We start from the raw sequence: 18217 nt of genomic DNA, 5'->3' as shown, positions 1-18217 counted from the left end.
TAATCGGGGGGAGATTGTAGCGAAGAAACGCGAGCAATTGATGCTGTTAAATGACTTTTATTGGTCTGCCAGTCAAAGGCCTAACAGCGGTAGCACCGCCAAACGGGGCCCACGCGCAGGGATACGGGCGCTTGCCGGTAGTACCTGGTGCAACCAGTTGAGGCGAATTTCTTTAATTTCGACCCAGTGGTTGCCGACCGGCGGTTGTTTGCACTGCTTGAACGCCTGGCAGCGCCCGGTTGAATCCAGTCGTGCGAAGCAGCGATGCGGTTGCAAAAACGAGAATAACGACCCTGTACTTTTCATGCGCAGCACCTGTTGATTCAGTAAGCCGAACCTTACGTGCTGGACGTGACATGCCGATGTATTGGCTGTGACAGCGCGGTGACAGCAAGCGGCTATTTCCAAGGGCCGCCGCACCGCTATACTGGCGCCCTGTTTTACCCAGTCCTGGAGAGATGAGCATGTTGCAACGCCTGTTGTTCGGTTTGATTACTGTGACCAGTTTGACTCTGGTCGGCTGCGCCCACAGCCCGCAACAACTCAGCCCGCAACCCAAGCTGACCAAGCAACTCGCGCCTGTCGGCCGTGGCCAGCCAGTGGTTGTGCGCGTGGTGGATGGTCGTCCGTCACCGACCCTGGGGACCCGTGGTGGCATGTACCCTGAAACCAGCGCGATCAGCGTCAGCGGGGCTGATGTGATTCCAAAGCTGCAAGCTCAAGCCGAAGCGGCTGTGCGCTTGCTGGGCTACACGCCAACCACGAATGCGATGAACGCACCACAGTTGACGGTTACCTTGGCCGATCTGAAATATCAGTCGCCCAAAGACACCATGTACGTCACTGAGGCGACCATCGGCGCGACCTTCCGTTCTGATGTGAAGAACGGCGGCCGTAGCTACACCGGTCGTTATGCTGCCTCGCTGGATCAGCGTTTTGGCATGGCGCCGAATCAGGAAACCAACACCAAGCTGGTGAGCGACGTGTTGAGCGATGCCCTGACCCGCGTATTTGAAGACCCGTCGGTCGGCCGTTTGCTCGGCGAGTAAGGGCGGATCAACCAAAAAGCCCGAACTCAGCGAGTTCGGGCTTTTTTGTGTGCAAAGGGTTTAGGCCGCTTCGGCATACACTTCAAGACGGCTAACGCCAGTGAACAGGTCAAGTTCTGGCAAATCGGCGTGGGTGTGGCCGCTCAGGGCGCAGTAGACCAGCCAGTGGCGGTCTTGAACGTTGAATGCCAAACCCTCGATGAGTGCCTGTTGTTCGTCGCTGGGAGCGATCAGATAGAGGCGATCCTGGTTTTCAGCGTGCAGCATGACAAGCTCCGTGTCGGTGTCGAGGGGCCACAGAGTGGCCTCTGGACATGACGATACGGTGACAGGAAAAATTAATCGGATTGAGTGTGATCCTGTGGGAGCTGGCAATGTTACAACGCCAGCCCAGCCTTGATTCGGTACTGGTTGCGCACCGGCATGGCGTATTGCAGCACCAGGTACGGGCGGTGCTCGACAGGGCAGGCGTCGAGACGGCGTTGCCATTCTTGCTGGGCCTTGGCCAATTCTTCGGTCGGGAATACCTCGGCGGCGCTCGGAACCTGTAATTGCGGGTCGGCATCGCTCCACTGTGCATAGGCTAGGTAATGGGCCGGGAACAGGCGGTAGCCACTGAGGATATGGCGATCCATTTCGGCTGCCAGCAATTTGCTGTCTTCGAATAACTCGGTAATCGGCGCTGCAAAGTTCACGTGAACGCGGCCTTTGTAGCCGGTGATGCCATTGGCAATGCTGGTGTCGTCTTCGCCCGGCGCCTTGCTGTACGTACCAGTGGTGGCGCGGATGTAAAGCTCGCGAGCCTTGTCCTGATCGCACGGGTCGTATTCGTAACTGATCGACACCGGGGTCATGTTCAGCGACTTGACCACCTCGGCGAAGGGTTCGTCTTTACGGCTCATGTGAAACATTTTCAGGATGGCCGAGTCGGTACGATCATCCCCGTCTTTGGCGCGGCCTTCGGCTTGAGCGATCCAGATTGACTGGCCGTCGCTGCGAATCGAATGGTTGATGTACGCCGACAACAGTTGATACGCCGCCAGTTTTTCGCGGCGGCCGGTGATCGAGCGGTGCACGATAAAGCTCTTGTTCAGTCGCATCAGATCGCTGACAAAGGGCTTTTGCAGCAGGTTGTCGCCGATTGCGATGCGCGGTGTCGGCAAACCCGCGTGGTACACGGCATAGTTGACGAAGGCCGGGTCCATCACGATGTCGCGGTGGTTGGCCAGAAACAGATAGGCAGTGCCCGACTTTAAGTGCTCAACGCCGGTGTACGTTACGCCATCAGTGGCATGTTCGATGGTGCGGTCGACGTACACTTCGACCTTGTCCTGCAAGGTCGCAACTGATGTTACGCTCGCGAATTCTTTGCGCAGGCGGTGCGCTATAAGGGGTTTTAACAGCCAGCCGAAGGCGCCAGCCAGGCGCGGGAAGCGAAAGTGGGTCAGGATATCTAGAAACGCCTTGTCGCTGAGCAGCCGGGCCAGCACTGCTGGGACTTCGGCGTCGTTGTAAGGTCGGATGGTATCGAATTCGCCCATCATGCTCTCTTGTTGGAAACGGCTAGGGTTAGTACACAGGGCAGGACAACAATTAGCCCTGCAAATAGACCGGCGATTATACGCACAAGTCACTCTGGAGACCGCGATGCTTGAAACTGAACCCTATGATTGCCCTTATTGCGGTGAACCTGCCGAGGCTGTGCTCGACCTCTCGGGGGGCGATCAGCAGTACATTGAAGATTGCCCCGTGTGTTGCCGACCTATTGTGTTCACGCTCCAGACAGACGGTCATGAGTGGATGCTCGATGTGCAAAGTGAAAACGAGTAGCAGGTGAGCCTGATGCAACGAATCTACGAGCCAGAAAACCTGATGGAAGCCGAGTTGTTGCTGGGCATGCTGGCCAGTGAAGGGGTCAAGGCCTGTTTGCAGGGGCGTGATCTGATTGGCGGGACGGGCGAGCTGCCAGCAATGGGGCTATTGGGTTTGGCAGTGGACAATGAGCAGGCGCGATACGCGCGAGAGTTGATCGATGCGTACAATGGCGCGTCGCCGATGGCAGACGATGAGCTCGACAGTTTCCCCGATGTGCTGGACTGCTGAGCGCCGCGGCCTTTTTACTGCCTTTATTCAGAAGAGTTGTGCTGCCCCATGTGTGGACGTTTTGCCCTGTTTCGCTGGAACCCTGCGTTTGCAGCCTTGCCAGGATTTCCGGCTGACCAACAGGCCCAGTGGAACATTTCACCCAACGACTCCGTATTGATTATGCGCGCCGGTGCCGAGCCCGGTCAGCGTGAGCTGGCGCGTGCACGCTGGGGGCTGACCCCGCCGTGGCTGACCGATCTGTCGAAAACCCCGGCTCACGCCCGCGCCGAAACCCTGGTCGAGCAGCCGATGTTCCGCGACGCCTTTCGCCAGCGCCGCTGCCTGATTCCGGCCAACGGTTTTTATGAATGGCGTGGCACCACGCGCAAACGTCCGTTTTGGCTGACGCCGGGTGAGGGCGCTTCGCTGTTTTTCGCGGGAATCTGGGAGGCTTACCCGGTTGAAGGGCATGTCTGGTTGAGCACCGCCGTCGTCACCCAGGCTGCCGCCAGTCAGCGTCGTCCGCTGATTCTGGATGAGGCCGGTCAACAGGCCTGGCTCGACCCACAAACCCCGCTGCATGTTTTGCAGGCGCTGCTTGCCAGCCCGCAATTACCGCTGCGCGAACGGCCATTGGCCAATCTGGTCAATGACCCCAAACTCAATGCGCCCGAGTGCCTGACGCCGGGTTGAGATACGATGCGCGCCATCTATAGGGAGACTCATGATGGGTAAGTTAGCAGTAGTGTGCGCACTGGGCGCAGGCGTGTTGCTCAGTGGCTGCCAGGCAGTCAACACCACCCGTGGTGGCGCGGTGGGAGTTGAGCGCAAGCAGTACATGTTCAGCATGCTGTCGAGTCAGCAAGTTGACCAAATGTACGCACAGTCGTACCAAGAGACCGTCAGCACGGCTAACGCCAAGGGCGAACTGGACAAGACCAGCGCCAACGCCAAGCGTTTGCAGGCCATTGCCAACCGCCTGATTGCCCAGGCCCCGGTTTTTCGCCCCGATGCTGCTCAATGGAACTGGGAGGTCAATCTGATCAAGAGTGACGAACTCAACGCCAACTGCGGGCCTGGCGGCAAGATCATTTTCTACAGTGGCATCATCGACCAGCTCAAGCTCAGCGACGACGAAATCGCTGCGGTCATGGGGCATGAAATCGCTCACGCCTTGCGTGAACACGGGCGCGAGTCCATGTCCAAGGCGTATGGCATCGAGATCGCCAAACAGGGCGCGGGCGCGCTGTTAGGGTTGGGGCAGGACAGCCTGCAACTGGCAGATACTGTGGTCAACTACAGCCTCACGTTGCCCAACAGCCGCAGCAATGAGAATGAAGCTGACCTGATTGGCCTGGAGTTGGCGGCACGTGCGGGATACAACCCGAATGCGGCGATTACGCTGTGGCAGAAAATGGGTCAGGTCTCGCAAAGCGCACCGCCTGAATTCATGAGCACTCACCCGGCTTCCAGCAGCCGGATTGCCTCGCTGGAAGCGGCGATTCCCAAGGTAATGCCGCTGTATCAACAGGCTCCGAAAACTCAGTAACGGCTGGCTCTCTCCCTCTAACTCTGTGAGAGGGAGAGAGCCGATTTCAAGTCCAGCGATAACTACACCCAGCCGCTCGTCACCATCGCCTTGTACACGGCCACGATGGCCAATACGAAGAACGCAGTGGCTGCCAGTCGGCGAATCAGGGTCAGCGGCAGTTTGTCTGCGGCAAAGTTGCCCGCCAATACGACCGGCACGTTGGCAATCAGCATGCCTAGGGTGGTACCGATAATCACCAGCCACAGATCCGGGTACTGCGCGGCCAGCATTACCGTCGCGACTTGGGTCTTGTCGCCAATTTCGGCAATAAAGAATGTGATCAGTGTGGTGACGAAAGGACCGTACTTGCGTGCAGTGCTGGCTTCGTCGTCGTCCATTTTGTCCGGGACCAGGGTCCACAGCGCCGTGGCGGTAAAGCTCGCGGCGAGTATCCAGTGGAGCATCATATCGGTGAAGAACGTACTGAACCAGGCGCCCACAGCACCCGCTGCTGCATGGTTGGCGAGGGTCGCCACCACGATGCCGGCGATGATCGGCCAAGGCTTGCGAAAGCGAGCCGCCAGGATGAGTGCGAGCAGTTGCGTCTTGTCGCCGATTTCGGCCAAGGCAACGATTGCGGTAGGAACGAGTAAGGAATCGAGCATCATCAGGTAATTTTCCAGGGGCGGGTCGACACGGCTATGACACGTACAGCCTCCCCGCCCCGGGTAAGGTGTTCGTGTCATAGGTCTTGTCAAACCCTGGTCCGTCTGGGCGGACGCCTGGGTCGCATGCACCATGGTCTGTTGACCAAGTATGTTGACGCATGCCGGATGAGCTTAAGGCTCAAGGGAGACTACTCCCCTAGGACGGAGCGGATTCTGCCTAGGCAAATCCGATCCGGCAAGTCCTGTTTTTCAAAGGGTGTTAACGACGCTTGGCGCTGTAGATCCGAAAGCCTTGCCCTTCGGCCTTGATAGCACAGTGCCCGAATTGCTCCTCGATCAGCGGCTGGTACCGTAGGAAACTATTGGCTACAAGGCGCAGTTCGCCACCTGTTTTCAGATGTTTCACGGCTTTTTTCAGCAAGTTTTCGGTGGCGTGATAGTCGGTGTGAACGCCTACATGGAACGGCGGGTTGCTCAAAATGGTATTCAACCCCATCGGCGCTGCGTCGATTCCGTCGCCGGTAATGACGTCCGCTTCCAAACCGTTGGCCGCCAGTGTCAAACGGCTGCTGGCGGTGGCAAAGGCATCGACATCAAGCAAAGTGACGCTGTTATGCGGATAACGGCGTTTGACGGCTGCCCCCAGGACGCCAGCGCCACATCCGAAATCCAGCACGTGACCACTGGGCAGTTTGTCCAGGTGGTCAAGCAGCAAGGCGCTGCCGCGATCCAGGCGGCCGTGGCTGAAAACGCCTGGCAGGCTGACCACTTTCAGCGGGCCTTCGGCCAGATCCAGTTCATAGTGCTGCGCCAATTGCTCAAGCACTGGCGCGGCGGGGGCGTTTTCCACGGTGACTTGCCACAGTTGGCAATGCCGCGCGCTGTCGAGCTTGCGCGGCTTGCCTAATGGGATGAGTTGTTTGGACGCGCCTTCGATCCCGCCTTTCTTTTCACCGACCAAAAATACATCGGCGCCCGGCAAGCGAGCGGCCACGGCCTTGAGCACGTAATCGCTGAGTTCCTTGGACTTGGGCAGAAAAACCACCGCAGTATCGAAGGCCCGGTCCGGGATTTCGACGCCAAAATGCACGCGCCCGGCAAAGCGGGCGTCGAGCGCCGCTTGATCGCCTGCGTGCCAGCACCAGCCGTGGGCGTTCGGTAACTCGCTGAGCAATTCATCAGCCGGCAAACCGACCAACAGTACCGAGCCTTGAAAGTAGTCAGGCTGACGAAGCAGCACTTCACTGCGCGGATCCATAATCTGCTCCTCAAAAAGGGGCGCAGTCTATCAACTGACGACCCGCAGCGCTGTACCGTTGAAGAACGCCTGGGCGTTTTGCGTGAGTTGAGCGACGATTCGCTGCCGCGCCTCGCGGCTGCCCCAGGCGCTGTGCGGGGTGATGATCAGGCGCGCAATGCCTGCGGCCAGCAGCGGGTTGCCGTCGCGTGGCGGCTCTACGCTTAGCACGTCGGTGGCAGCGCCGCCCAAATGACCGCTGCGCAAGGCATCGGCCAGCGCCTGTTCGTCAATTATGCCGCCGCGTGCGGTGTTCACCACAAACGCGCCGGGCTTGAGCAGCGCCAGTTCACGGGCACCGATAAAGTTACGGGTGTGTTCGTTGAGCGGGCAGTGAAAGGTCAGGGCATCGACCTGCGGCAACAGTTCGTCCACCGGCAGGCGGTCGGGGCGGGCTGGACGACCTGGGATCTGCCCGATCAAGACGCGCATGCCGAAGGCTTCGGCCAGTTTGGCCACAGCGCTGCCCAGTTCACCGTGGCCAAACAGGCCAAGGGTTTTGCCTTCCAGTTCGACAATCGGGAAGTCCAGCAGGCAGAACTGTTTAGCCTGTTGCCATTGGCCTTCAGTTACTGCTTTTTGATAGTCGATCAGCCGCGTGGCCAGTGCCAGCAGCAGGCTCAAGGTGTGCTGCGCCACCGATGGCGTGCCATAACCCTGACAGTTGGCGACGGTGATTCCCTGGGCGCGGGCGGCTTCAAGGTCGACATTGTTGGTGCCGGTGGCAGCCACCAGAATCAGCTTGAGGTCGGGGCTGGCGGCGAGGGTTGCAGCGTTGAGCATGATTTTATTGCTGATGACGACGCTGGCGCCCTGCACGCGTTCGACCACGTTGTCGGGCGTGGTGTCCGAGAACAGCAGCAACTCGCTGAACAGGCTGCGCAGAGGGCTGAGGTCGAGGTCGCCCAGATCCAGGGATTGGTGATCAAGGAACACGGCGCGGTGAGTATTCGTCATCAACTGTACCTTTTGTGCTGTCGAGTGAAGGCGTAATGTGGCGAGCCTAACAGAAGAAACAATTTGTAATGGAGCCGTGCATGTACTGGACAGAATTTTTGACCGTTGCCCTGATTCACTTGCTGGCGGTGGCCAGCCCAGGCCCGGATTTCGCCGTGGTGGTACGCGAAAGTGTGACCCATGGTCGTCGTGCTGGCATTTTTACTGCCTTCGGCGTGGGCACGGCAATTTTTGTGCATGTGGGTTATTCGTTGCTGGGTATCGGGATCATTGTGTCGCAGTCGATTGTGCTGTTTAACGCCCTAAAGTGGCTGGCCGCGGCTTATTTGCTGTACATCGGGATCAAGGCGTTGCGGGCCAAACCGGCAGATCCGGCTGGCGCGACGGCAGCGCTGCCAGTGGGTGAGCGAACGGCGCGCGGGGCATTCACGGCGGGTTTCGTGACCAATGGTCTGAATCCAAAAGCAACGCTGTTCTTCCTGTCGTTGTTCACTGTAGTGATCAATCCGCACACGCCGCTGACGATTCAAGCAGGTTACGGCGTGTACCTCGCAGTGGCGACTGGCGTGTGGTTTTGCATGGTGGCCATGTTGTTCAGCCATCAGCGCGTACGTACCGGTTTTGCGCGCATGGGCCATTGGTTTGACCGCACCATGGGCGCGGTGCTGGTGGCGCTGGGCGTGAAACTGGCCTTTACCGAGATGCATTGATCGACCTTTGACCTTGCTCGCGATCGGTTGAGCGTTCAAAAGATCGCGAGCGAGCCCGCGCTCGCAGTAAGGCGATTGATCGCGGGTCATCTTGTCAAATTCTGGTTTTCCTTCATCCTTGCGAGCTTATTGCAGCGTGCGCACGGAGAAGTATCGATGTCCTCAGTTAACCGGTTCTGGAGCCGAGCCAAACTGCCATTGGCAGTCAGCCTCGTCTCGGCGCTCGCCGGGCCCGCCTGGGGCGTTAGCTTTAACATCGGTGAGGTCGAAGGTCAGTTGGATTCCGAGCTGTCCATCGGCGCCAGTTGGTCCACTGCCAAGGCGGATCACAACCTGATTGGCGCCAACAATGGCGGCAAAGGCCAATCCCAGATCTCCGACGATGGCCGCCTGAACTTCAAGCGCGGCGAGACCTTTTCGAAAATATTTACTGGCGTACACGGCCTGGAGCTGAAATACGGCGACAGCGGCCTCTATGTGCGCGGCAAGTACTGGTACGACTTCGAACTGCAAGACGACAGCCGTCCTTTTAAACCCATCAGTGACAGCGGTCGCCGGGCATCCGCCCAGTCTGCGGGCACGCAACTGCTGGACGCGTTCGTCTATCACAACTACGCGATTGGCGATCAGCCGGGCGCTGTGCGCTTGGGTAAGCAAGTGGTCAGTTGGGGCGAGAGTGAGTTTATCGGCGGCGGGATCAATGCCATTAACCCCACAGATGTTTCCGCTTATCGACGGCCGGGCACTGACATCAAAGACGGCCTGGTGCCAGTCAATCTGTTCTATGTCTCGCAAAACCTGACCGATAACGTCTCGGCCGAGGCGTTTTACCAGCTCGACTGGGAGCAGTCCGACGCCGATAACTGCGGGACGTTCTTCTCGCAATCCGACGTGATTGCCGACGGTTGCAGCGGCAATTACAGGGTGATGAGCAAACGCTCGGCGCTGGATGTGGCCGATCTGGCGGCGCTGACCTCGGCGGGCGTCGATGTGAATGGCGAAGGTGTGTTGGTGCGCCGAGGGTCTGACCGCGATGCGCGCAACAGCGGGCAGTTTGGCCTGGCCATGCACTATATGTTTGAACCGCTGGACACTGAATTCGGCGCGTTCTTTATGAACTACCACAGCCGTGACCCGATCATCAGTGGTCGCGCGGCGTCGCAGTCGGTGTACAACGCGGTTTCAGGGGCGGGCAGTCTGGCGCCGATGATTGTAGCCGGCAATTCCAGCTACTACGTTGAGTACCCGGAAGATATTCGCCTGTACGGGCTGAGCTTCAAGACCACGTTATCCTCAGGCACGACCTGGAAGGGTGAGCTGAGCTACCGGCCCAATGCGCCGGTGCAACTCAACAGCAATGACTTGCTCTACGCCAACGTGACATTGCTGCCTGGGCTTGCCGATGCGTCCCCCTTGAGCGTTACGCCGGGTGCTGATTCGCAAGGGTTTCGACGTAAAGAGATCAGCCAGTTTCAGACTTCGCTGACGCATATCTTCGACAATGCCATGGGCGCAGATCGACTGACGCTGATTGGCGAAGTGGGCGTCACGCATGTGGCGGGGCTTGAGGGCAACACTGACCTGCGTTACGGACGCGACCCGGTGTTTGGGTCTGCCGGTAATGACGGTTTTACCACCGCCAATGCCTGGGGCTACCGCGGGCGAGCGGTGTGGGAATACAAGAAGGTGTTCTCGGGCCTTGACCTGAAGCCCAATCTGGCCTGGTCGCATGACGTCAGCGGCTACTCGCCGGGGCCTGACAACACCTTTGAAGAAGGTCGCAAGGCGATCACTTTGGGTATTGATGCCGAATACGAAAACACCTATATCAGCAGCCTGTCGTATACCAATTTCTTCGGGGGACGCTACAACACGCTCAGTGACCGCGATTTTATGGCGCTGAGCGTGGGGGTTAAATTCTGAGTGGGTTTATTAATTGCGGTGACCGTTTAAGTCGGGAATGCGTGATGTCTTGCCTGTACGTTCCGGTCAGCAATAAAACCTCTAAAAAGTAAACGGCAGGCCAGCGGTGCTGCGGCCTGCCAGGGCATCCTGATTTGTGGGCTGGCAATCAAGCGACTATCTTTTGCGGAGTGAGAATATAAGCGGGCCAAGGAATTTTTACCGTTGCCCGCGTTCCAACGCCCTACAGAGGTCTATTGGCAGAGACCTTTGCCCCCAGAAAGATTGATCAGGAGCTTCACCATGTTCACCTCGCGTCGTTTGATTATTGCTGCAAGTGCGATTGCCTTGTTAGCCGGCTGCGCCTCACCGAACCCGTATAGCAACCAAGGGCAGGGTTCTTCGGGGATGAGTAAAACAGCCACTTACGGTGGTCTGGGGGCCTTGGCGGGTGCTGTTGCAGGTGCTGCCATCGACCATAACAACCGTGGCAAGGGCGCTTTGATTGGCGCCGCCGTGGCGGGTCTGGGGGCTGCGGGTTATGGCTACTACGCGGACAAGCAAGAAGCTGCGTTGCGTGCCAGCATGGCCAATACTGGGGTTGAAGTTCAGCGCCAGGGCGACAACATTACCCTGGTGATGCCGGGCAACATTACGTTCGCGACCAGCTCTGCGAACATCGCGCCAAGCTTCTATCAGCCGCTCAACAGTCTTGCCAACTCGCTGAAACAGTTGAATAACCAGCAGCAGATTCAAATCGTGGGTTACACCGATAGCACCGGTAGTCTCGCTTTCAATGAACAGTTGTCGCGCCAGCGTGCGCAAAGCGTCGCGACGTATCTGACATCTCAGGGTGTCAGCAGTCAGTACCTGTCGGTCATCGGTAAAGGCCCGGCAGATCCGATTGCCAGCAATGCCACTCCAGACGGTCGCGCTCAGAATCGCCGTGTACAGATTACTCTGATGCCTATCCCGGGTATGAATTACCAGCAACAAGGTCAGGTTCAGCAGTACCCGTAATGTGCCAGATGTAGTCGCCGTCTTCGGCAGCGGCACCCACAAAAAAGCCCTGCGCTCATTGCTGATCGCGGGGCTTTTTGTTTAGCGCTTTGCCGGATGAATTACTTCTTCAGGCCGTAATGCTCGTCGAGCATGCCGGGGGCGTCCGGGGTTTTTGGGGCGTAATCCTTTGGTGGCTCGGCGCTGTGCGGCGGAGTCAGGCGCTCGCGGTGCGGTTGTGGCGCGTCAGAGTGCAGTGCAGCCAGCAGGCGTTGGCGAGTTTGCTCGTCCAGGGCCAATTGGTTGGCGCCCTCGGCGAGGTGGTCTTGCACCTCCTGGTAGCTCTGAGTGAGTTTTTTAACCAGCGTGGCAGTGCTGTTGAAGTGGGTGACCACTTCACTTTGATAATTATCAAAACGTTCCTGGATGTCGTCCAACTGACGCTGCGTGCGGCTAGGCGCAGCGTTTGGCAGCAGACGGGCAATCAGAAAACCAATAGCGACACCGGCAACCAGGGCGAGAGTCGGTAACAACCAAATCAAGAGCGAGTGTTCCACGAGTCCTTCCTCTATAAACGGCTTTGCTTTACGTTAACGGCTCGGACCTGCGCTGTATACCGCGATGCACTCGCAAATATGTCAGACAGAATCTATCAGCTAGACGTGTCGACCCACTTTGAGGTCACGGAGTTCCTTCTTGCTTACCCGCGAAACCCCTGTAGTGATTGATGGCCCGGTGGGCCAATTGGAAGCTTTATACCTGGATTCTGCTGAGCCGCGCGGCCTTGCGCTGCTGTGCCATCCCAACCCGGTTCAGGGTGGGACGATGATGAATAAAGTGGTGTCGACCTTGCAGCGCACTGCTCGCGATGCTGGTCTGATTACGTTGCGATTTAATTACCGCGGCGTCGGCACCAGTGCCGGGAGCCACGATATGGGCACCGGCGAAGTCGATGATGCGCTGGCGGCCGCAGATTGGCTTCGCGCCCGGCATCCTGAATTGCCGCTGACGCTGCTCGGTTTTTCATTCGGTGGTTTTGTCGCGGCAAGCCTGGCCGGCCGACTTGAGGCCCAGGGAGAAAGCCTGTCGCGGTTGTTCATGGTGGCGCCAGCCGTGATGCGTTTGCGTGACGAAGACGCGCTGCCGCAGACTTGCCCGATCACGGTGATTCAGCCCGAAACTGACGAAGTGATTGATCCACAGCTGGTCTACGACTGGTCAAACAATCTCTCGCGCCCCCATGAGCTGCTGAAAGTGGCAGAATGCGGACACTTTTTTCACGGCAAGCTGCCTGAACTCAAAGAGTTGGTAGCGCCACGCCTTTCGAATTGATTGCAGCCTGATAAGCGATTAGCCATGACCACTCGTACTCGTATCCTCACCGGTATCACCACCACCGGTACACCGCACTTGGGCAACTACGCCGGGGCCATTCGCCCGGCAATTGTTGCCAGTCGTGACAGCAATGCCGACTCGTTTTACTTTTTGGCTGACTATCACGCCCTGATCAAATGTGATGACCCGCAGCGCATTCAGCGTTCGCGTCAGGAAATCGCAGCGACCTGGCTGGCGGCCGGTCTGGATGTCGAGCGTGTGACGTTCTATCGCCAATCAGACATCCCGGAGATCCCTGAACTGACGTGGCTGCTGACCTGTGTGGCGGCCAAGGGCCTGCTCAACCGGGCGCATGCTTACAAGGCCTCGGTCGACAAGAATCTGGAAAATGGCGAAGACCCGGATGCGGGTATCTCCATGGGCCTGTACAGCTACCCGGTATTGATGGCGGCGGACATTTTGATGTTCAACGCGCACAAGGTGCCGGTCGGTCGCGACCAAATCCAGCACGTTGAAATGGCCCGTGACATTGGTCAGCGCTTCAACCACTTGTTCGGCAATGGCAGAGAGTTCTTCGCCATGCCTGAAGCCTTGATCGAAGAAAGCGTGGCCACCTTGCCGGGTCTTGATGGTCGCAAGATGTCGAAAAGTTACGACAACACCATTCCGTTGTTCAGCAGCGCCAAAGACATGAAAAGCGCGATTTCGCGGATCGTGACCGACTCCCGCGCGCCGGGCGAGGCCAAGGATCCTGACAATTCGCATCTGTTTACCTTGTATCAGGCGTTCTCGACGCCTGAGCAGTCTGCACAGTTGCGCAGCGAGTTACTGCAAGGCTTGGGCTGGGGTGAGGCTAAAGAGCGTCTGTTCAAGCTGCTGGACGCAGAGTTGGGCGAGGCCCGCGAGCGTTACCAAGACTTGATGTCGCGCCCTGGCGACATGGAAGACATTCTGCAGGCCGGTGCCCTAAAGGCGCGTGCAACCGCGACGCCGTTCTTGGCCGAGCTGCGTGAGGCTGTTGGCCTGCGTTCGTTCGTGAGTGCCGTGCAGGCCCCTGCATCGATCAAGAAGAAAGCCGCCAAAGGCCCGCGCTTTGTCAGCTTCCGTGACGAAGACGGCAGTTTCCGCTTCCGCCTGTTGGCCGCCGATGGTGAACAACTGCTGTTGTCGCGCACCTTTGCCGATGGCAAAACCGCAGGCCAGGTGACCAAGCAACTGCAATCCGGCGAAGCGCTGGATGTGCGTGTTGATGGCTTGAGCTTCAGCGTTTGGCTGCAAGATGAGTGCGTTGCAGACAGCCCGGCATTTGCCGATGACGCAGCGCGTGATACGGCAATCGAAGCACTGCGGCTGGCATTGGTGCCCGCCCTAGACTGAGAAAGTGCGACGTTTCGTCTCAGGTTTGATTGCCATTCCCCAGGGCCGTCGCTACAGTGACGGCCCGTTTTTGTTGCCTTGCTAACGAATTATGACGCCTCTAGAACGATATCAAGTTGATCTGAAACGCCCGGACTTCTTCCACGATGCCGCGCAGGAAAACGCTGTGCGCCATTTGCAGCGTCTTTATGACGACCTGGTTGCAGCTTCGCAGAGCAAGCCTGGTTTGCTGGGCAAGCTGTTTGGCAAAAAAGAGCAGGCGCCCGTCAAAGGCTTGTATTTCTGGGGCGGTGTTGGCCGGGGCAAGACTTATCTGGTCGATACGTTCTTTGATGCGCTGCCGTTCAAGCAGAAGGTGCGTACGCACTTCCACCGCTTTATGAAGCGTGTGCACGAAGAAATGCGCACACTAAATGGCGAAAAGAACCCGCTGACCATCATTGCCAAGCGTTTTGCTGATGAGGCGCGGGTGATTTGTTTCGACGAATTCTTCGTGTCGGACATTACCGACGCCATGATTCTCGGCACCCTGATGGAAGAGCTGTTCAAAAACGGCGTCACCCTGGTTGCCACCTCCAATATCGTGCCAGACGGTCTGTATAAAGATGGTCTGCAACGTGCGCGCTTCTTGCCGGCGATTGCGCTGATCAAGCAGAACACCGAGATCGTCAACGTCGACAGTGGCGTTGACTATCGCTTGCGCCATCTGGAGCAAGCCGAACTGTTCCACTTCCCGCTCAACGAAGCCTCCGAAGCGAGCCTGCGCGAGAGCTTTAAAGCGCTGACGCACAACTCCACCCGAGCGGTTGAGAACGATGATCTGGTCATTGAAAACCGGACCATTCGTGCGCTTCGCACCTGCGATGATGTGGCCTGGTTTGATTTTCGTGAGTTGTGTGACGGCCCGCGCAGCCAGAACGACTACATTGAACTTGGCAAGATCTTCAACGCTGTGATCCTTAGCGGTGTTGAGCAAATGGACGTTAAAACTGACGACATTGCCCGTCGCTTTATCAACATGGTCGACGAGTTCTATGACCGTGGCGTCAAGCTGATCATTTCGGCTGAAGTGGAGCTCAAGGATCTCTACAAAGGGGGGCGTCTGAACTTCGAGTTCCAGCGTACCTTGAGTCGTTTGCTTGAGATGCAGTCCCACGAATACCTGACACGCGCCCACAAGCCGTAGTCGAGCGCGTGTCCTCTGTAGGAGCGTGCGTGCCTCGCGATCTTTTGATCGTTTAAAAGATCACGAGCAAGCTCGCTCCCACAGTCGTTGGTTAAGTTTGCCTGCGCAGATTACGCCGCTTGCTGAAACTGTTGCCGGTACTGGTTGGGTGACAACTCAGTGTGCTGGCGAAATAGCCGTGCAAAGAAACTGGCGTCGTCGTAACCCACGTCATAGCTGATGGTCTTGATGCTCTTGCGGGTTGCTGACAACAAGCCTTTGGCTGTTTCTATGCGCAGCCGCTGCAGGTAGTGCAGGGGCTTGTCCCCTGTGGCGATCTGGAAGCGGCGCATGAAGTTGCGGATGCTCATGCCGTGTTCGCGAGCCACATCTTCGAAGCGAAACTTGTCGGCAAAGTGCTCTTCGAGCCAATGCTGAATCTGCAAAATGATCACGTCTTGATGCAGCTTTTGTCCGCCGAAGCCAATGCGCCCCGGTGAGTAGTTGCGCTGCACCTCATACAAAATGTCGCGGGCCACGGCCTGGGCGATATTGGCGCCGCAGAAGCGCTCAATCAAATAGATATAGAGGTCACAGGCCGAAGTCGGACCGCCAGCGCAATACAGGTTGTCGGCGTCGGTGAGGTGTTTGTCTTGATTGAGGTGCACCTGCGGGAAACGTTCGGCAAAGGTGTTGAAAAAGCGCCAGTAGGTGGTGGCTTCTTTGCCGTTGAGCAACCCGGCTTCGGCCAGCCAGAACACCCCGGTGGCTTCTGCGCAGAGCACTGCACCGCGTGCATGTTGCTCGCGCAGCCACGGCATGATTTGCGGGTAGCGCTGGCAGAGGGTGTCAAAGTCGTCCCAGAAGGCCGGGAGGATGATGATGTCCGTGTCTTCAAGGCCGCCATCGACCGCAAGCATGACATGACTGAAGCTGTTGACGGGCTGGCCGTCCGGGCTGACGAGTCGGGTTTCAAAGCTGGCGTTGAGCCCTTGGCCTAGTTGCTTGCCGTGGCGCAGGCTGGCCAGATGAAAAAAATCCTTGGCTTGCATCAGGGTCGAGGCGAACACTCGATCGATGGCCAGAATGCTGACGCGCCGCAAGGGCGTGGAGAGTTGGTTAGACATGATTTGATTATTCTTATAGGTGAAATTGGTCAACTTACGGCTGGATCGTCTTATGTTTTCTCCTGTGTGTCTAGGGTCTGTTCCCGTTTCATTACAGTCGCGACGAAAGCCCGCGTGGTGCAGGGCAAGGCGCGAGAAGCGTAGTTTGGTTGTTCCCAATAAGCTTCGAGTAACGCCGCCCAGCGACGCGGCTTGCAATGAAGCGGGAACAGACCCTGGGGGCTTCAATAAGCCTGTAGCCGCCGCTGCCAAAGGCTGAGAAGGGCTGCAAAGCAGCCCGTTATCGGCAAGTCACTGCGGACTTTTATCGCAGCTTTCGACAGCGGTCAGAGGGTTTGGTCGTTAAGGCGCCGGGTTTGGCTGGTCCTTGTGAATGGCTTCAATGCCGGCTAGCACATCATCCGAGAGCTTCAGATCAAGGCTTGCGATGTTGCTTTTCAGCTGTTGCATCGTGGTCGCGCCGATGATGTTGCTGGTCACGAAAGGCTGTTGGTTGACATATGCCAAGGCCATTTGCGCAGGATCCAGCCCATGCTCGCGTGCCAGTGCGACATAACGTTCGCTGGCCGCCACGGCTTGTGGGTTTGAGTAGCGCGAAAAGCGGCTGAAAAGGCTCAGGCGGCCTTTTGGTGGGCGGGCGCCGCTCTCGTACTTGCCCGTCAGCATGCCGAACGCCAGGGGCGAGTAGGCGAGCAGCCCGCATTGTTCGCGAATGGCGATTTCGGCTAGGCCGACTTCAAAGCTGCGATTGAGCAGGTTGTAGGGGTTCTGGATCGAGACTGCGCGCGGCCAGCCACGGCTATCGGCCAGTTGCAGGAATTTCATCGTCGCCCAAGGGGTTTCGTTGGACAGGCCGATGTGGCGGATTTTGCCGGCTTTGACCTGTTCGTCCAGTGCTTCGAGGGTTTCTTCCAGTGGGGTAAAGTCTTCTTCTGCGTTGTGTGTGTAGCCCAGTTGACCGAAGAAATTGGTGCTGCGCTCCGGCCAGTGCAGTTGGTAAAGGTCGATCCAGTCGGTTTGCAGGCGTTTGAGGCTGGCATCCAGCGCTTGCACGATGTGGGCGCGGTTGTGCTTGAGGTGGCCGTCACGGATGTGGTCGATGCCGTTGCCCGGTCCGGCAATCTTGCTGGCCAGTACCCAATCGGCACGGTCGCCGCGGGCCTTGAACCAGTTGCCGATGTAGCGCTCGGTGCTGGCGTAGGTTTCAGCCTTGGGCGGCACCGGGTACATTTCGGCAGTGTCGATGAAGTTGATCCCGGCGTTTTTGGCGTATTCGATTTGCCCGAAGGCTTCGTCCTGGGTGTTTTGCTCGCCCCAGGTCATGGTTCCAAGGGCAATTGCACTTACTTTCAGGTTGCTGCGGCCAAGCGGGCGGTAGTCCATCGGTCACTCCTTCGGGTAAAGAATCATAAAAGCAGGTTGTAATTTTTTGTGCAATCTGGATAATCATCGACCTCTTTCTGCAGTGGAAGTGATGCGCCGCCTGCCGAAGAATCTTGCCGTTGAACGGACGCGCTGACCCGAGCCCCCGATAGCGTCTGTATCCGGCTGCCTTTGACTTGTCAAAGTACGCACTATTCAGTAAGATCCGACGACTAATTTACAGTGCTGCCCCTGAGGCTATAAAGAATGAAAACTTTTACTGCTAAACCAGAAACAGTAAAGCGCGACTGGTTTGTCGTCGACGCTGCTGGTCAGACCCTGGGTCGTCTGGCCACCGAGATCGCGAGCCGTCTGCGTGGCAAGCACAAGCCTGAATTCACTCCGCACGTTGACACCGGTGACTACATCGTAGTTATCAATGCTGAGCAGATTCGTGTCACTGGTGCTAAGACCTCTGACAAAATGTACTACTCTCACTCCGGTTTCCCGGGCGGGATTAAGTCGATCAACTTCGAAAAGCTGATCGCCAAAGCTCCTGAGCGCGTGATCGAGACCGCGGTTCTTCGGTCGAAGGTGACAAGCGTTTGCTGCTGCAAATCTTCTCTGAGAACCTGATGGGGCCGGTGTTCTTC

The 18217-nt window shown here is 57.7% G+C and carries 20 protein-coding genes, 1 pseudogene and 1 riboswitch; of the genes and pseudogenes, 12 read left to right on the top strand and 9 right to left on the bottom strand.

Features of this window, described 5'->3' with window-relative positions; all coding sequences use genetic code 11:
* Positions 1–72: 72 nt before the first annotated feature.
* Positions 73–306, bottom strand: coding sequence for a hypothetical protein (locus ACIQYF_RS12025; RefSeq protein WP_402861402.1), 234 nt, complete (start codon positions 304–306; stop codon positions 73–75).
* Positions 307–464: 158 nt separating this feature from the next.
* Between ACIQYF_RS12025 and ACIQYF_RS12020 the strand changes: the two genes are divergently transcribed.
* On the top strand, positions 465–1049 hold the full coding sequence (locus ACIQYF_RS12020; RefSeq protein WP_402861399.1) for a YajG family lipoprotein: 585 nt from the start codon (positions 465–467) through the stop codon (positions 1047–1049).
* 60 nt (positions 1050–1109) lie between these two features.
* Here ACIQYF_RS12020 and ACIQYF_RS12015 read toward each other — a convergent pair whose 3' ends face one another.
* Together ACIQYF_RS12015 and ACIQYF_RS12010 are read right to left on the bottom strand one after the other, a co-directional pair.
* Positions 1110–1316 carry a hypothetical protein gene (locus tag ACIQYF_RS12015; protein WP_019408559.1) on the bottom strand — a complete coding sequence of 69 codons (207 nt, stop codon included), beginning with the start codon at positions 1314–1316 and terminating at the stop codon, positions 1110–1112.
* 110 nt (positions 1317–1426) lie between these two features.
* Entirely contained in the window at positions 1427–2593 is a 1167-nt protein-coding gene (locus ACIQYF_RS12010; protein WP_402861395.1) for a 1-acyl-sn-glycerol-3-phosphate acyltransferase, read from the bottom strand.
* A 103-nt stretch (positions 2594–2696) separates the two neighbouring features.
* Here ACIQYF_RS12010 and ACIQYF_RS12005 point away from each other — a divergent pair, with 103 nt between their 5' ends.
* From ACIQYF_RS12005 to ACIQYF_RS11990, 4 genes are read left to right on the top strand one after another with little or no spacing between them, the layout of a single operon-like run.
* Positions 2697–2879 carry a CPXCG motif-containing cysteine-rich protein gene (locus ACIQYF_RS12005; protein WP_402861392.1) on the top strand — a complete coding sequence of 61 codons (183 nt, stop codon included), beginning with the start codon at positions 2697–2699 and terminating at the stop codon, positions 2877–2879.
* A gap of 12 nt (positions 2880–2891) precedes the next feature.
* Positions 2892–3152 carry a putative signal transducing protein gene (locus ACIQYF_RS12000; RefSeq protein ID WP_402861389.1) on the top strand — a complete coding sequence of 87 codons (261 nt, stop codon included), beginning with the start codon at positions 2892–2894 and terminating at the stop codon, positions 3150–3152.
* Between the two features lie 48 nt (positions 3153–3200).
* Positions 3201–3827 (top strand): SOS response-associated peptidase, encoded by a 627-nt coding sequence (locus ACIQYF_RS11995; RefSeq protein ID WP_402861386.1) that lies wholly within the window; start codon positions 3201–3203, stop codon positions 3825–3827.
* Between the two features lie 34 nt (positions 3828–3861).
* Positions 3862–4683, top strand: coding sequence for a M48 family metallopeptidase (locus tag ACIQYF_RS11990; protein ID WP_402861383.1), 822 nt, complete (start codon positions 3862–3864; stop codon positions 4681–4683).
* Positions 4684–4745: 62 nt separating this feature from the next.
* Here the strand turns inward: ACIQYF_RS11990 and ACIQYF_RS11985 are convergent, their stop codons facing one another.
* The 3 genes from ACIQYF_RS11985 to ACIQYF_RS11975 form a co-directional block, all read right to left on the bottom strand.
* Positions 4746–5330, bottom strand: coding sequence for a TMEM165/GDT1 family protein (locus ACIQYF_RS11985; RefSeq protein WP_402861949.1), 585 nt, complete (start codon positions 5328–5330; stop codon positions 4746–4748).
* Positions 5331–5422: 92 nt separating this feature from the next.
* Positions 5423–5542, bottom strand: a riboswitch (yybP-ykoY riboswitch).
* A 50-nt stretch (positions 5543–5592) separates the two neighbouring features.
* Positions 5593–6591: a methyltransferase gene (locus ACIQYF_RS11980; protein ID WP_402861380.1), complete on the bottom strand. Its 999-nt coding sequence runs from the start codon at positions 6589–6591 to the stop codon at positions 5593–5595.
* A gap of 30 nt (positions 6592–6621) precedes the next feature.
* Positions 6622–7587 (bottom strand): 2-hydroxyacid dehydrogenase, encoded by a 966-nt coding sequence (locus ACIQYF_RS11975; protein WP_402861377.1) that lies wholly within the window; start codon positions 7585–7587, stop codon positions 6622–6624.
* Positions 7588–7667: 80 nt separating this feature from the next.
* On the opposite strand from ACIQYF_RS11975, the gene ACIQYF_RS11970 reads away from it, so the two are divergent.
* The 3 genes from ACIQYF_RS11970 (at position 7668) to ACIQYF_RS11960 (ending at position 11219) form a co-directional block, all read left to right on the top strand.
* On the top strand, positions 7668–8297 hold the full coding sequence (locus ACIQYF_RS11970) for a LysE family translocator (protein WP_402861374.1): 630 nt from the start codon (positions 7668–7670) through the stop codon (positions 8295–8297).
* Positions 8298–8453: 156 nt separating this feature from the next.
* Positions 8454–10220 (top strand): DUF1302 domain-containing protein, encoded by a 1767-nt coding sequence (locus ACIQYF_RS11965; RefSeq protein WP_402861371.1) that lies wholly within the window; start codon positions 8454–8456, stop codon positions 10218–10220.
* Between the two features lie 282 nt (positions 10221–10502).
* A complete protein-coding gene (locus ACIQYF_RS11960) occupies positions 10503–11219 on the top strand; it encodes an OmpA family protein (protein ID WP_402861368.1) in 717 nt (238 codons plus the stop codon).
* Positions 11220–11320: 101 nt separating this feature from the next.
* Here the strand turns inward: ACIQYF_RS11960 and ACIQYF_RS11955 are convergent, their stop codons facing one another.
* Positions 11321–11755: a YhcB family protein gene (locus tag ACIQYF_RS11955; RefSeq protein ID WP_402861365.1), complete on the bottom strand. Its 435-nt coding sequence runs from the start codon at positions 11753–11755 to the stop codon at positions 11321–11323.
* Positions 11756–11894: 139 nt separating this feature from the next.
* On the opposite strand from ACIQYF_RS11955, the gene ACIQYF_RS11950 reads away from it, so the two are divergent.
* The 3 genes from ACIQYF_RS11950 (at position 11895) to zapE (ending at position 15096) form a co-directional block, all read left to right on the top strand.
* Positions 11895–12530 carry an alpha/beta hydrolase gene (locus ACIQYF_RS11950; protein WP_402861362.1) on the top strand — a complete coding sequence of 212 codons (636 nt, stop codon included), beginning with the start codon at positions 11895–11897 and terminating at the stop codon, positions 12528–12530.
* A gap of 24 nt (positions 12531–12554) precedes the next feature.
* Entirely contained in the window at positions 12555–13910 is a 1356-nt protein-coding gene (locus tag ACIQYF_RS11945; RefSeq protein ID WP_402861359.1) for a tryptophan--tRNA ligase, read from the top strand.
* A gap of 91 nt (positions 13911–14001) precedes the next feature.
* Positions 14002–15096, top strand: a complete 1095-nt coding sequence (zapE, locus tag ACIQYF_RS11940) for a cell division protein ZapE (RefSeq protein WP_402861356.1) — start codon at positions 14002–14004, stop codon at positions 15094–15096.
* A gap of 110 nt (positions 15097–15206) precedes the next feature.
* Here zapE and ACIQYF_RS11935 read toward each other — a convergent pair whose 3' ends face one another.
* The gene (locus tag ACIQYF_RS11935; RefSeq protein WP_402861946.1) at positions 15207–16103 is read right to left on the bottom strand and encodes a GlxA family transcriptional regulator; all 897 of its coding nucleotides are present in this window, start codon (positions 16101–16103) and stop codon (positions 15207–15209) included.
* Between the two features lie 441 nt (positions 16104–16544).
* Entirely contained in the window at positions 16545–17585 is a 1041-nt protein-coding gene (locus tag ACIQYF_RS11930) for an NADP(H)-dependent aldo-keto reductase (protein ID WP_402861353.1), read from the bottom strand.
* A gap of 246 nt (positions 17586–17831) precedes the next feature.
* On the opposite strand from ACIQYF_RS11930, the pseudogene rplM reads away from it, so the two are divergent.
* Positions 17832–18146, top strand: a pseudogene (gene rplM / locus ACIQYF_RS11925) (50S ribosomal protein L13); the annotation flags it as partial.
* Positions 18147–18217 lie beyond the last annotated feature (71 nt).

This window comes from Pseudomonas sp. NPDC096917, from assembly GCF_044762555.1.
In the GTDB taxonomy this organism is placed as follows: Bacteria; Pseudomonadota; Gammaproteobacteria; order Pseudomonadales; family Pseudomonadaceae; genus Aquipseudomonas.
Note: the sequence above shows the minus strand (reverse complement) of the source record. Positions and strands in the feature narration are given on the sequence as shown.

Excerpts from the sequence above, each read along its gene's own strand:
- ACIQYF_RS12015 (WP_019408559.1), bottom strand. The coding sequence starts at position 1,316 with ATGCTGCACGCTGAAAACCAGGATCGCCTCTATCTGATCGCTCCCAGC.
- ACIQYF_RS11960 (WP_402861368.1), top strand. The coding sequence starts at position 10,503 with ATGTTCACCTCGCGTCGTTTGATTATTGCTGCAAGTGCGATTGCCTTG.
- ACIQYF_RS11945 (WP_402861359.1), top strand. The coding sequence starts at position 12,555 with ATGACCACTCGTACTCGTATCCTCACCGGTATCACCACCACCGGTACA.
- ACIQYF_RS11990 (WP_402861383.1), top strand. The coding sequence starts at position 3,862 with ATGGGTAAGTTAGCAGTAGTGTGCGCACTGGGCGCAGGCGTGTTGCTC.
- ACIQYF_RS12025 (WP_402861402.1), bottom strand. The coding sequence starts at position 306 with ATGAAAAGTACAGGGTCGTTATTCTCGTTTTTGCAACCGCATCGCTGC.
- ACIQYF_RS11995 (WP_402861386.1), top strand. The coding sequence starts at position 3,201 with ATGTGTGGACGTTTTGCCCTGTTTCGCTGGAACCCTGCGTTTGCAGCC.
- ACIQYF_RS12000 (WP_402861389.1), top strand. The coding sequence starts at position 2,892 with ATGCAACGAATCTACGAGCCAGAAAACCTGATGGAAGCCGAGTTGTTG.
- ACIQYF_RS12020 (WP_402861399.1), top strand. The coding sequence starts at position 465 with ATGTTGCAACGCCTGTTGTTCGGTTTGATTACTGTGACCAGTTTGACT.
- ACIQYF_RS11980 (WP_402861380.1), bottom strand. The coding sequence starts at position 6,591 with ATGGATCCGCGCAGTGAAGTGCTGCTTCGTCAGCCTGACTACTTTCAA.
- ACIQYF_RS11975 (WP_402861377.1), bottom strand. The coding sequence starts at position 7,587 with ATGACGAATACTCACCGCGCCGTGTTCCTTGATCACCAATCCCTGGAT.
- ACIQYF_RS11930 (WP_402861353.1), bottom strand. The coding sequence starts at position 17,585 with ATGGACTACCGCCCGCTTGGCCGCAGCAACCTGAAAGTAAGTGCAATT.
- ACIQYF_RS12010 (WP_402861395.1), bottom strand. The coding sequence starts at position 2,593 with ATGATGGGCGAATTCGATACCATCCGACCTTACAACGACGCCGAAGTC.
- ACIQYF_RS12005 (WP_402861392.1), top strand. The coding sequence starts at position 2,697 with ATGCTTGAAACTGAACCCTATGATTGCCCTTATTGCGGTGAACCTGCC.
- ACIQYF_RS11985 (WP_402861949.1), bottom strand. The coding sequence starts at position 5,330 with ATGCTCGATTCCTTACTCGTTCCTACCGCAATCGTTGCCTTGGCCGAA.
- ACIQYF_RS11965 (WP_402861371.1), top strand. The coding sequence starts at position 8,454 with ATGTCCTCAGTTAACCGGTTCTGGAGCCGAGCCAAACTGCCATTGGCA.
- zapE (WP_402861356.1), top strand. The coding sequence starts at position 14,002 with ATGACGCCTCTAGAACGATATCAAGTTGATCTGAAACGCCCGGACTTC.
- ACIQYF_RS11970 (WP_402861374.1), top strand. The coding sequence starts at position 7,668 with ATGTACTGGACAGAATTTTTGACCGTTGCCCTGATTCACTTGCTGGCG.